This window comes from Brevibacillus sp. AF8 (assembly GCF_021270385.1).
Taxonomy (GTDB): Bacteria; Bacillota; Bacilli; order Brevibacillales; family Brevibacillaceae; genus Brevibacillus.
In genome coordinates this window covers 13808-25915 of record NZ_JAGQDN010000034.1, presented here as the reverse complement: position 1 = coordinate 25915, position 12108 = coordinate 13808, and the positions used below count along the sequence as shown (strand labels likewise).

Genomic DNA, 12108 nt, shown 5'->3' with positions numbered 1-12108 from the left:
AAAGGATGAATGGAGTAATTATATACGATGAAAGTAAATTCAGACAATTTATTTTCTTTGTTTTCACATTATTGTGTTATTTTTGGCAAACAAATAAAAAACGCCCGATGCATCCTCACGACACATCAGACGTTTTTCCCTATTTTTTCAAATACGCCTTCATCAGTTTTGTTTTCGTCTCCCACATCTCTTCGCTGATGTGCAGGCGGTAATGCTCCGGATTCAGCATGCGCAAGTATTCAGGCCAGAACAGCTTGAGTTGCTCACGATGGTAGTTGCGAATCTCTTGGAGGGTCGGCAGTTCATAAACCAGTTCCCCATCCATAAATATCGGAATGAGCAGCGACTCTGCCTGGTAGTTCTCCAAATTCTTGCTCAAATACGTATGGCTCGGATGGAACAAATGGAGAGGGGCTCCATCATCGACCGTTGTTTCATGTGGGAAGCACATGTAGTCAGCAATCGCTTTCCCTGTTTCCGGATCAATCAATCGGTACATATCTTTGATGCCCGGCGTTGTGACTTTTTCCGGATTCCCGGAGATTTTGATGGTCGGCTGATATTTTCCGTCAGCGCCTTCGCGCGCCACCAGCTTGTATACGCCTCCGAGTGTCGGCTGATCCGCTGCCGTGATGAGCTGCGTTCCTACTCCCCAGCTATTGACGCGTGCTCCTTGTACCTTCAGGTTCATAATCGTGTGCTCATCGAGATCGTTGGAAGCGACAATTTGCACATCGGTCATGCCCGCCTTATCAAGCATTTCGCGCGTCTTGCAGGACAAATACGTCAAGTCGCCACTGTCAAGGCGCACCGCCGTCAGCTTTTTGCCTTGTTTCTCCAGGCGTTTTCCGACCTTAATTGCATTCGGTACGCCGCTTTTGAGCGTATCGTAAGTGTCGACCAGCAAGGTTACCTGTCCTGGTAGAGCTGCTGCGAAGCGCTCAAATGCTTCTTCCTCACTCTCAAAGCTCTGTACCCATGAGTGAGCGTGCGTCCCTTTTGTCGGAATGCCAAACATTTTCCCTGCCAGCATGTTCGAGGTCGCGTCGAATCCAGCCAAGTACGCTGCCCGCGTCCCCCACAGCGCGGCATCTGCCTCCTGCGCCCTTCTTGTTCCGAACTCCATAAGAACATCATTGCCCGCCACGTTTTTAATCCGCGAGGCTTTGGTCGCAATCAGCGTCTGGTAGTTCATGTAGTTCAACAGGGCCGTCTCAACCAGCTGTGCCTCCATGACACGCCCCTCTACGCGAATCAACGGCTCATTCGGGAAAACCACGGTTCCCTCCTTCACGGAGTAGAGCGAGCCGTTAAAACGAAGCTGACGCAGCTCTTCCAAAAACTTCGGATCGTAGTTCTCCTCCTGCTCACTCAAATATTTGAGATCGCTTTCTTCAAATCGCAAATTTTTAATATAGGAAACAATTCGTTCCAATCCGGCAGATACAGCGTACCCGTTTCCAAAAGGCAGCTTGCGGAAAAATGCTTCGAAAACGACCTTCTGATTGTGTGTTCCGTTTACCCAATGGGCGTACATCATGTTGATTTGATATTTATCTGTGTGTAGTGCCACACCAAATGATTGCATGTCACTGAGGCCTCCTGTGTATTCCTTTCTATCATCATACCAGAAGCGTCCGCTGGTGCCCATCCGCTGTGGAGGATATTAGGGAATGTGGTATAGTATGGGGATAAAAAGAGAAGCAATCGTACAGGCTGGGAGTGAACATTAGTTGAGCAGAAAAATCGTTACAATTAGTAAAGGATTACCTAAAAGTAATATGTACAACGGCAAGGAATATCTCTCCGGAATTTGGAAGGAAGAAGCAGACGAGCTCGTTGTCCGTTCCGAGAAAATTGCTGACGACGATATCGCGAATCCAGAGTACCACGGTGGGCCAGACCGCGTCGTCTGTGCGTATCCTTTTGAACATTATGCCCATTGGGAGAAGTTATTCGGCCAGCCTCTGACCATTGCGGCATTCGGAGAAAATCTCACGCTCGCTGGCATGACAGAGGAGCAGGTCTGTATCGGGGATGTGTACCAATTCGGTGATACCATCCTGCAAGTGACCCAGGGCAGATTTCCTTGCGCGACGATCAACAAGCGAAACAACAATAACCAGTTGCTCAAAGCGGTGGTGGAACTGGGCTATACGGGCTATTTCTTCCGCGTCTTGCAGGAAGGAACAATCAAGCCAGATTCAGAGATTACCCTAATCTCTGCTCATCCGAAGCAAATCAGTGTGGCTTCCATCCATCACTTATACTTCCACGACAAGTCACCTTCCCAAGAGACGATACAGCGTATGCTTGAGGTGGAGGAATTGGCCCTTCCTTGGCGGAATAAACTACTTGAAAAACTGGAAAAGCAGCAGCAATAGCGAAAGGAACGTCTCATGCGAATTAATAAGTTCATCAGTGAAACCGGCATTTGCTCGCGAAGAGAAGCCGATAAATTAATCGAGGCCAAGCGCGTGACGATCAATGGCCAACTCGCGGAACTGGGAAGTACGGTTGCGTCAGGAGATGACGTGCGCATCGATGGGCAACCGCTCGGTGTCAAAAAGAAAGATGTCTACATCGCCCTGAACAAGCCTGTCGGAATTACGTGTACCACTGAACTGCACGTCAAAGGCAATATCATCGATTTCGTGAATCACCCGGAGAGGATTTTTCCTATCGGGCGTCTGGATAAGGATTCGCAAGGCCTCATCCTGTTAACCAATGACGGGGATATCGTAAACAAAATTTTGCGTGCCGAGAACAATCATGACAAAGAGTACATCGTCACCGTAGACAAGCCCATCACAGCGAATTTCTTGCACGGAATGGCAAACGGCGTACGTATTCTCGGAACGACTACAAAGCCTTGCAAAGTAACCAAAGTCAGCGACCGCGTCTTCAATATTGTGCTGACACAAGGACTGAATCGACAAATCAGACGGATGTGCCAGGCTTTTGGTTATCAGGTGCGAAAGCTTGAGCGGGTACGCATCATGAACATTGCTCTGGGGAATTTGAAATTGGGGCAATGGCGCAATCTGACGCCCAAGGAATTGACTGATCTGAATAAAAGCTTATGAAATCAGGACGGGTTGAAGTTAGTATAGTGGCTCATCTATATTTTCTTTCATAAATTTACGCGAATAATTTGCTATCCTTTCAATATCCTGTTATGCTAATAGAGAATTATTTTTGTTCGAAGCAACGGATAGCGTAGATAGCAAATTTTCGTCTAGATGATCCTGAGAGCAAGGATAGTAATATATGTGTGTAACACACTAGGAGGCAATAACAATGGAACAAGGTACAGTAAAATGGTTTAACGCAGAAAAAGGTTTTGGTTTTATTGAGCGCGAAGGAAAAGAAGACGTATTCGTTCACTTCTCCGCTATCCAAGGCGACGGTTTCAAATCCCTTGACGAAGGTCAAAAAGTTACTTTTGACGTAGAGCAAGGCCAACGCGGACCACAAGCTACTAACGTTCAAAAAGTTTAATTTAACCAAACACAAAAAACAGACTCCTGTAAGGGTGTCTGTTTTTTTGTTGTCTGAGACACAAATAAAAAACCCTACTCACGTAAATCGAGTAGGGAATGCTACAGAACAGTAAATGGTAGACTCAGTATAACACAGTACATGTCGCTTCCTAAAATTTTTATATTTTCAAATAGGGATTATTCGACCATAGGCAGTCTAAAACGTTGAATATCCGTAATTTGTCCCCGTGCAACACGCAGTAGCCCTTCTTTTTCCATTTTCTTTAGTGTCCGGCTAATCACTTCACGAGCAGTCCCCAGCTCAATTGCCAACTGATCATGGGTAATGGCGAGCGAATCATTCTCCGCACTTGTATGCTCGATCAAATATTCGCAAATCCGCACTCGAATGGACTTAAAGTTAATGTCGTCAATCAAGTTCGACATGATGATCAATCGCCGCGCAAAAGATTGAAAAATATACTGGCGAAAGCCTTGATGCTTCTCGATCCATTTCTTATAAATCTTCGTCGGGACGTTCAGGACCATACTCGGCTTCTCCACACAAGCCGAGGCTTCATACACTGTTTCTCCCAGTATGCTAGACGCGATAAGTGGGCAGCATTCGCCAGCCGATAGCCTGTACAAGGTAACCTCTCTCCCATCGCTGCTCAGTTTAAAAATACGAACCAACCCATCCAAGATTAATGGCGCATTCTCCAAAAACTCGCCTTCATCAATGGTAAAGTTGGCTGGAACCGTAGTGATGGAGATTCCCTCCTCTTGCCATTCTTCTGGAGTAAGTCCCGCCAGACTTGGAAAACGTGCAAGGACTTCCGCAATCTGCTCCTTTTGCATATGGACGAAGAACCTCCTTGTGAAAAAAATAACTTGGTGACAAAGTCACAGATTACCGATACAGATTTTTATTATTATTGCACTCAAGAGGCACGAACACAAGAACACGCTGGTTAAGCAGAAATCGCTTCGTTAACACTAACGAACGATCATCATGAAACGAAGGAGATGTATGTATATGAGTACGTATGTATTGGTTCATGGAGCATGCCAAGGTGAATGGGTATGGGAAAAAGTAAAACCTGAGCTGGAAGCATTGGGACACAAGGTCGCGACATTGGACTTACCTGGAAGTGGACAAGACATGACACCTCCAGAGCAAGTGACACTGGATCTCTACGTAGAGAAAGTATCCGACCTGATCAAGCAACAAAACGAAAAAGTAATCCTTGTCGGACACAGCATGGGTGGCGTAGTCATTACGCAAACCGCTGAAAAAGCACATGACCAAATTGATAAGCTCGTCTACCTTTGCGCATTCTTGCCGAAAAACGGGGAAAGTCTCATAAGCAAGTCAGAAGGAGAAAAAGGCCCGGAATTCGAATTGAATGAAGCCGACATGACACTGGCTCCAAAGCTCGAGACTGTAGAAGAAACATTTTTCAACGCGGTTGAGGATGAGACACTGCGGCTGGCTTCGATGAAGCGTTGCCGTCCCCAAGCGCTCGCGCCGTTTACACAACCAGTACAAATTACGGAAGAGAAATTCGGAAGTGTCGATCGCATCTATATTGAAACAACATTAGACAACGCAATTCCAATCGATTTCCAACGAAGAATGAATACAGAAACACCTTGCAGCAAGGTCTTTACAATGGAAGCCGATCATGCGCCTTTCTTGTCGAAGCCAGAAGAGCTGGTAAATCATCTCGATCTAGTCAGCAAATTATAAAATCACCAAAAACAAGGCTGTCGACCATCAATGTCGGCAGCCTTGCTTCATTCCTATTCCTCTATATTCAACTGACGAACCGTACTGACGAGTCTTTGCATTCCATCCCGCAACTGTTGTTCATTCAAATAGGAATAACTGATGCGTATCCAAGAGCTTAACTCCCGCAGCGGATCACAGATCGCACCGGGCACAAACGTAATCGATTGTTCTATGCATTTCGCCAAAAGACTATCCATCGGGACTGAATCAGGCAGCTTCACCCATAAATTAAAGCCTCCTGGTGGACTGGACCACTCCCAGTCGGTCACAGACAGCTCTTCCTCCATAATATCCCGGCGAATGGCCAATGCAATCCGCAGCTTCGCCAAATGCTGCTGCATCCGTTCGGAGAAGAAATAATGCAAAAAAATCTTTTGATTCAGCAGGGGCGCCCCACTGTCGGATAGTGATTTTGCCTGAATCAAATAATTCATAATAGATGGACGGCATGCCACAGTCGCAATACTCAACCCCGGCCCGATGTACTTGCTAAAGCTGCGCAGATAGATGACATAGCCTGCCGTGTCGTAAGAAAAAAACGGCAGTGGAGGCTCGTCACCGAAGTAAATATCGCGGCACGGATCATCCTCTACGATCAGACACTGATACTTCGCAGCCAGCTCCACCAGTCTCTTCCGTTGTTCAGCGGGAACCGTATACCCTGTCGGATTATGAAAGGTCGGATTGAGATAAAACAGGCGTGGTTTTTCTTTTTGCATCAACAGTTCAACCTGCTCCAAATCATAGCCATCCGGCGAAATCTCGATGGAAATCATGTTGGCGCCCTGTCTTCCGAATACATCGATGGCCGGACTGTACGTAGGTCTCTCAATCAACACGACATCACGCGGCTTTACAAGGACTCTGGCAACCAAATCAATCGCTTCCTGCGAACCAGATGTAATCATCAGCTCATCGGGGGTCAGGTGAAAATGATTACGGCTAACATAATAGCTGCACAGTGCTTCCCGCAGCTCCTGATCTCCCTGTGTGGTTGAGTAGGTACCCAGCACTTTTGGATACAGATCAAACACTTTCTTCACGTACTCGGAAAAGTAATGATTCGGCAATAAATTAGGTTCGATCAATGCTTTGGAAAATTGATAGGTCGCCTGCACCTGATGAATTTCCGAAAGATAACTCTTGTGCACATAGGCAGAAACGATTGGATCATTCATCGACTCCACTGGCAACAGGCTGCTCGGTTGTACATAATACCCCGACTTATCCTTCACGTACACATGGCGGTTTTGCTTTAATAATTGAAATGCTTTAAAAACCGTCAGGCGATGCACATTCAATTCCAACGCCAACGTTCGAACAGATGGGAGCTTTTCATGTGCCCTCCACTCATCGCGTCTGATTCGGTCCAGAAGATAGTCATACACTTGTTCGAACAGCTTATCAGAATGACTGTTTGAAAGAGCCTTCCTTTTCATGCCGCTCCCCCCTTCCCCCATGATAATGGATGGATCTTTGTATCTGTTCTATTCTATTTCATCTGTTCTATTCCCTTCCCCTTATGATGAGGAAAAGGGAGGAATCATAATGGTACTGCTTAATTATGTGGTCATGTGCTTGATATTCGGAACGACTTTTCTGGCAATCAAAGTCGGGATCGATGCTGGAGCTCCGCCGTTTTTCTCAGGAGGACTTCGGTTCTTTCTGGCAGGTGTCATTTTGTTTTCATTCATGCTCTGGAAAAAACAGGCGCGTCTCTCGCTGCTGTTTCATAAAGAAATGCTCCTTACCGGTATCGGTTTGACGTTCGGGACATTTGCCCCCTTGTATTGGGCAGAGCAGCATGTAAGTTCAGGAATTGCAGCGATATTATCTGCAACAGGCCCTCTCATGGTGATGCTGCTTCAGACCGGTATTACTCGGCAAAAGCCCCCCGGTATTGCGTTGGCGGGTTGCTTGGTTGCCTTTGTCGGTGTCTTTTTGCTGATTTTACCCGGTGTGACCATCTCATTCAGTCTCCTTTGGCTTGCAGGGTGCATGGCAGTCATATTCGGGGAAATCTTTTATTCTGCTGGTGCAGTATACTCCCGGAGCGTCATCCAACGGTTTCAAGATACCTCACCCATCGCTTTGAATGCGGCACAGATGATGTATGGAGGAGCCATGCTGCTTGTTTTATCGTTATTTACAGAGCAAGTGCATATCGAATCGATGCTCACGGCTAATGCGATCCTCTCGCTCCTGTACTTGGTCTTCGTTGGTTCCATGATGGGGCACACCATTTTCTATTGGCTTGTTGCCAAAACCAACCCTGTGTTTCCATCCACGTGGCTCTATATCTCTCCGTTGATTGCCTTAAGCTTGGGCGTCATCCTGTACAATGAACCGCTTTATCTCCTGTCGTTAGCAGGGGGAATCACGATTATTGTCGGGATTATCCTGATTAATATGAATGGCTTGAAACAGTTGATGGGCAAAAAGGCAAACAAGCTACGTGATGTAAGCAATTAGCGAAAGAAAAGGAGTACCACAAGCCAAACTGTGCTTTGTGGTACTCCTCTTTTAGGAATATGGTTATTTTATCGTTGATCTGCTCGGTGTTTTGATCAACTCGTCTTTGGATGCCACTTTCTCTGAAGGAATTTCTCATTATTTTGCTTGATTGATTTGTTCCGCCATTTTCAGCAGCTCTACTTTCGTGCTTACACTCATCTTGGCTCTCAAGCTATAGTTAATCTTTGTCCCATTTTTCACCCAATCCAAAGAGTGAACGGTGTCCCCATTTTCAGGTGCGAAAGTGGAGTACACGGCTTCATTGTCGTCAATCATGACTTTCTCCAAATTCTCCGCAAGTGTACCTCCACTTTTATTGTTGTCACCCAGGATGGAAACTTCTAAGAAAGCACTTCCTTTTTGGCCCTTGTACTCAATCTCTGCATCACGAAGCTTGTCTGATAATGGAATTGGTTGTATCACGTATTCTTTTTTCGTTCTTTCTTGTTCCTCTTTCATCGCTTTCTCATCATACTTGTCACTTGGAAGATAGATCGCTTCACCTGCTACAAACTTGAAATCCGTCCCCAGCTCTGCCGGTACCTTGAACAGATGGCCAACCTTTTGTTCCATGTTCTTCCACGTTGTATAGGTAAAAGGCTTGGATCGAACATCTACGAACGGAGTACTGTTTGGATTTGATTCCAACTGAAGTTTTGTCAGCGGCCAATAAATGGCAACCGCTTCGCCAGGTTTTAATCCATTGACGATTTGTTCCCCCGTATCCAACTGTTTAAAAATCTCTGCATTTCGATTCTTGATCTGATCCTTTATGTCAGGGGGGAGCTGTTGCATCTTTTGTTGCTGTTCTTCCATACTCATTTGTTTAAGCTTTAGCACTACTTCGCCCTTCTCATTTTTCAATTGAATCATTTCTACTCCTGCCCATACAGAAGACGCTCCGACGAGCATACCTACAGTGACTAGCAAACCTATTTTCTTTTTCACGACTTTCTCCTCCTTGTTTTCCTTCGCACGAATTGCTGCCATGACCTTATGTTTGACATCGACTTTCGGGACTGGCTTCGCTCTCAGCATGCCTTGCATGAGATTAAACGGAACTTTGTCCATTAGCGGCCACCCCTTCCATCGTTGGCAAATAACGTTTGCACTTTTTCAAAACGCGTTCGAATTGCTTGCGCAGAGCCGCAGGATTTTTGTCCATCAGCTCCGATATTTCCTCGTACTCTCTTTCCTCTAGCACACGCAGGAAAATGAGTGTTCGTTCTTCAGCGGACAGCCGTTTCCAAATACGCTCGATCGGCTCTCCGAGATAATTGCTGTCGATGCTCTCCTCGACATAATTGCGTCCATCCTGATCACGGTTGTACAAAAAGGGCAACACGCGACTTAATTTCCTGCGCTTTAGTACATTCGCACAATGGTTGTAAGCGATCCGGTACAGCCATGCAGAAAATGACAGCGAGTACGTATACTGGTCAAGATGCTCGTAGGCACGAAACAGAACTTCCTGGACAGCGTCTTCCGCATCTTGGCGATGACCGAGCATGTGATAGCAGTATGTAAAGATCGGTTGTTGATAGTGATCGATGATGAGTTCGTATTGCTCAAGAGAACCCGCTTTTATTTCGATCAGCAGGCGCTCTATCTCTGTTTTTTCCACGGTTTGCCCTCCTCTCACTATGAATAACAACTGGCATCTTTTGTTTGTGACACCTATTTTAGAAATTTTTGGTTCTGCTAATAAAATGAAAAGGGTGTTCCACCCGTCTCGTACGAAGAACCTCGTACTACAGGAAGGAACACCCTTATTCCATGCTTGCATTCATTTATTTGTCTATACTTTTGTCGAATGTCTTGATTCTTTCCCGGGAAATCGACAGCACCTGTCGGCTGCTCTTTAGAAATGCTCTCCGTTGGCGTAATAGCTTTCTTTTTGATAAGCGACAAATGCCATTTCCACTTCTAGGATGCCAAGAGATAAGACATGCTTGGTTACAATCTGGGCAAACTGGTCACGAATTTCTTGTCCCCGCTCAAACCAGGCTACTTCGATAAAAGGAAACGACTCCACGATCTTCCCGCCAAAAACGCCTGTTGTATGCAAGCATTCGATTGTGAAATTGTCTGTACCGCATTGGCAGAGTGCAGCAAGCTCCACTGCAAGCGGTTCGCTAATCGTGGCCATTTGTTCAGCTTGAATGCCTCGAACGATAAGATGTGGCATGATGATCCCTCCTGAAAAATCCATACTTCTATGCTCTATCTTACCGTTCAAGAAGCAAAAAGAGTAGAAAAAACTAGGTAAGAGCTGCAGCGCTCCCGTGCTTACCTACTGCCTCTTGCACCCGCACTTCTTTGTTCCCTTGCTGCAATTGATACATCTGATAGTACCTGCCTTGCTTCTCCATCAAGTCTTCATGCTTTCCTCGCTCTACAATTCTGCCTCGATCCAGTACGAGAATTTGATCTGCATTTTTGATCGTAGACAGGCGATGAGCAATGATGAAGGTCGTTCTCCCTTTTTTCAACACTTCAAGTGCATTTTGAATAATGCCCTCTGTTTCCGTGTCAATGCTGGCAGTCGCTTCATCCAGAATGAGGATAGCCGGGTCAAATGCGAGAGCACGCGCAAACGAAATCAACTGACGCTGTCCGAGTGAAAGCGTGCTGCCCTTCTCGATAACAGGTTCATCGAATCCTTGCGGAAGACTGCGGAACAGTTGGTCTGCCCCTACATCACATAAGGCCTTCTCCACTTTTTCCGGCGAAATCGACGGATCATCCAGACTCACATTGGAACGAATTGTTCCTGTAAACAAAAACGGGTCCTGCAAAACAATAGCCATATGCTGCCGAAGCTGCTGTTTGGAAAACGACTGGACATTGCGCCCATCAATCATAATCGCTCCTCTGTTAACATCATAGAAGCGGAGTAACAGATTGATAATCGAGCTTTTTCCCGAGCCTGTGTGACCAACCAGTGCCACTGTCTCTCCTGGCCAAGCTTCGAATGAAATGTTTTTCAACACATATTGGTCGTCTTTGTAGGCAAAAGAAACATCGTCAAAACGGACATTCCCCTGATAGCACGGAACCTTTACAGGATCAACGTCAACGCCTTCTTCATCCAGCAGTTCAAAAACACGTGATGCCGCAACGAGAGATTGCTCCAGGTTCGCCAGTTGGTTGACGATTTGTGTCATCGGCTGGAACAAGCGGTTGAGATAATCGACGAATGCGTAGAGGACACCAAGCGAGAGCAGTGTACCTATACCGAGGGACGCTCCGCCGAAATACCAGATGAACAACACAAACGCGATATTGCGGATGAACTGAACCAGATTAAACGAAGCGGTCGCATTGAGCCGTAGCATTTTATTTTGATAGGTGAACAGTTCTTCGTTTAGTTCGCCGAATTCCCGCATCGTTTCCTTTTCTCTGCGAAATGCCTGAATGATCGGCATCCCTTGGATCGACTCGTTGATCATTCCGTTGATGTCACTGATGCGTGCCCGAATGACATGGTTGAATGCAGAGGCGTACTTGCGGTACAAGTAAATCCACACGACCATGATTGGCAAAATGACCAGACAAACGAGCGCGAGCCGTACATCAAGCAAGAACAGCGCTGCGAAAATACCGACTAAATAAATCCCGCTCGTAATAAAGTTGCCGAGCACATTCGTAAACAGCTCCCGGATTGCCTCCGTATCGTTTGTGACACGAGCAACCACCTTCCCGGCAGGGAGATGATCGAAATATTGAATGGGCAGTCGTTGAATATGCGCGAACACATCAATACGCAGTCTCTCGATGACCTGATTCGCTGATTTTTGCCATAAAAATTTTTGCCCATAATGGAAAAGTGAGGCAACTACCAATAGTCCGAAATAGAGAGCAGCCAGTGTGAGCAGGCCGCTTGTCTCTGGCCGGAAAAATTCAAATATCTCCTGATTGCTTAAGAGAGTGGCCTGATACTCCGCTCGATCCGCACCTTTGACAATGACGAGCTTCCCATCCTCAATGGAGCGCTGCCCATCATACGAAATCGCCTGATTCAAGAAATAATAGTCGCGACCCACTTGTAAAACACGAACTTCCCCACCTGTGCTCTCCCCTGCTGCCAAGTGGTCCTGTCTCGTGTAGTACTTCCCTTTGTATAACACGGAATCCTCACGCTGTGCCGTCTCATACCACGGGAATTCAATGCCCATGATGTGCGTATCGATCATTTTTTTTGCCAAAAACGGTCCCGTCAGTTCTGCCCCAACCGAGATGGACAGCATCAATATCGCCAGAAGGATCGTCTTTTTAAAAATGGATGCATAATGGACTAGCCTTTTCCCTGTCGTCATT

At 46.3% G+C, this 12108-nt stretch carries 12 protein-coding genes; 5 read left to right on the top strand and 7 right to left on the bottom strand.

Annotation, left to right across the window (positions count from 1 at the left end; translation table 11 throughout):
* Positions 1 to 139: 139 nt before the first annotated feature.
* Positions 140 to 1588 (bottom strand): nicotinate phosphoribosyltransferase, encoded by a 1449-nt coding sequence (locus KB186_RS27350; protein WP_173611238.1) that lies wholly within the window; start codon positions 1586 to 1588, stop codon positions 140 to 142.
* Between the two features lie 145 nt (positions 1589 to 1733).
* Between KB186_RS27350 and KB186_RS27345 the strand changes: the two genes are divergently transcribed.
* The 3 genes from KB186_RS27345 (at position 1734) to KB186_RS27335 (ending at position 3501) form a co-directional block, all read left to right on the top strand.
* The gene (locus KB186_RS27345; protein ID WP_232774770.1) at positions 1734 to 2384 is read left to right on the top strand and encodes an MOSC domain-containing protein; all 651 of its coding nucleotides are present in this window, start codon (positions 1734 to 1736) and stop codon (positions 2382 to 2384) included.
* Positions 2385 to 2399: 15 nt separating this feature from the next.
* Positions 2400 to 3086 (top strand): 23S rRNA pseudouridine(2604) synthase RluF, encoded by a 687-nt coding sequence (rluF, locus tag KB186_RS27340; protein WP_232774768.1) that lies wholly within the window; start codon positions 2400 to 2402, stop codon positions 3084 to 3086.
* Positions 3087 to 3300: 214 nt separating this feature from the next.
* Entirely contained in the window at positions 3301 to 3501 is a 201-nt protein-coding gene (locus KB186_RS27335) for a cold-shock protein (RefSeq protein WP_007721941.1), read from the top strand.
* A gap of 179 nt (positions 3502 to 3680) precedes the next feature.
* On the opposite strand, the gene KB186_RS27330 is transcribed toward KB186_RS27335, so the two are convergent.
* Positions 3681 to 4340 (bottom strand): Crp/Fnr family transcriptional regulator, encoded by a 660-nt coding sequence (locus KB186_RS27330; protein WP_221868356.1) that lies wholly within the window; start codon positions 4338 to 4340, stop codon positions 3681 to 3683.
* A gap of 178 nt (positions 4341 to 4518) precedes the next feature.
* Here KB186_RS27330 and KB186_RS27325 point away from each other — a divergent pair, with 178 nt between their 5' ends.
* Positions 4519 to 5232, top strand: a complete 714-nt coding sequence (locus tag KB186_RS27325; RefSeq protein WP_173611234.1) for an alpha/beta fold hydrolase — start codon at positions 4519 to 4521, stop codon at positions 5230 to 5232.
* Positions 5233 to 5285: 53 nt separating this feature from the next.
* Here the strand turns inward: KB186_RS27325 and KB186_RS27320 are convergent, their stop codons facing one another.
* On the bottom strand, positions 5286 to 6713 hold the full coding sequence (locus KB186_RS27320; protein WP_173611233.1) for an aminotransferase-like domain-containing protein: 1428 nt from the start codon (positions 6711 to 6713) through the stop codon (positions 5286 to 5288).
* Between the two features lie 109 nt (positions 6714 to 6822).
* Between KB186_RS27320 and KB186_RS27315 the strand changes: the two genes are divergently transcribed.
* Positions 6823 to 7746: a DMT family transporter gene (locus KB186_RS27315; protein WP_232774767.1), complete on the top strand. Its 924-nt coding sequence runs from the start codon at positions 6823 to 6825 to the stop codon at positions 7744 to 7746.
* 138 nt (positions 7747 to 7884) lie between these two features.
* Here KB186_RS27315 and KB186_RS27310 read toward each other — a convergent pair whose 3' ends face one another.
* The 4 genes from KB186_RS27310 to KB186_RS27295 form a co-directional block, all read right to left on the bottom strand.
* Positions 7885 to 8859 (bottom strand): hypothetical protein, encoded by a 975-nt coding sequence (locus KB186_RS27310; protein ID WP_232774766.1) that lies wholly within the window; start codon positions 8857 to 8859, stop codon positions 7885 to 7887.
* Positions 8840 to 9412 (bottom strand): RNA polymerase sigma factor, encoded by a 573-nt coding sequence (locus tag KB186_RS27305; RefSeq protein ID WP_232774765.1) that lies wholly within the window; start codon positions 9410 to 9412, stop codon positions 8840 to 8842. The genes KB186_RS27310 and KB186_RS27305 overlap by 20 nt, the downstream gene beginning before the upstream one ends.
* A gap of 237 nt (positions 9413 to 9649) precedes the next feature.
* On the bottom strand, positions 9650 to 9976 hold the full coding sequence (locus tag KB186_RS27300) for a DUF1904 family protein (protein WP_232774764.1): 327 nt from the start codon (positions 9974 to 9976) through the stop codon (positions 9650 to 9652).
* A 73-nt stretch (positions 9977 to 10049) separates the two neighbouring features.
* Entirely contained in the window at positions 10050 to 12107 is a 2058-nt protein-coding gene (locus KB186_RS27295; protein ID WP_232774763.1) for an ABC transporter ATP-binding protein, read from the bottom strand.
* Position 12108 lies beyond the last annotated feature (1 nt).

Coding starts and splice junctions, on each gene's coding strand:
- KB186_RS27300 (WP_232774764.1), bottom strand. CDS start 9,976: ATGCCACATCTTATCGTTCGAGGCATTCAAGCTGAACAAATGGCCACG.
- KB186_RS27350 (WP_173611238.1), bottom strand. CDS start 1,588: ATGCAATCATTTGGTGTGGCACTACACACAGATAAATATCAAATCAAC.
- KB186_RS27295 (WP_232774763.1), bottom strand. CDS start 12,107: ATGACGACAGGGAAAAGGCTAGTCCATTATGCATCCATTTTTAAAAAG.
- rluF (WP_232774768.1), top strand. CDS start 2,400: ATGCGAATTAATAAGTTCATCAGTGAAACCGGCATTTGCTCGCGAAGA.
- KB186_RS27330 (WP_221868356.1), bottom strand. CDS start 4,340: ATGCAAAAGGAGCAGATTGCGGAAGTCCTTGCACGTTTTCCAAGTCTG.
- KB186_RS27315 (WP_232774767.1), top strand. CDS start 6,823: ATGGTACTGCTTAATTATGTGGTCATGTGCTTGATATTCGGAACGACT.
- KB186_RS27335 (WP_007721941.1), top strand. CDS start 3,301: ATGGAACAAGGTACAGTAAAATGGTTTAACGCAGAAAAAGGTTTTGGT.
- KB186_RS27325 (WP_173611234.1), top strand. CDS start 4,519: ATGAGTACGTATGTATTGGTTCATGGAGCATGCCAAGGTGAATGGGTA.
- KB186_RS27310 (WP_232774766.1), bottom strand. CDS start 8,859: ATGGACAAAGTTCCGTTTAATCTCATGCAAGGCATGCTGAGAGCGAAG.
- KB186_RS27320 (WP_173611233.1), bottom strand. CDS start 6,713: ATGAAAAGGAAGGCTCTTTCAAACAGTCATTCTGATAAGCTGTTCGAA.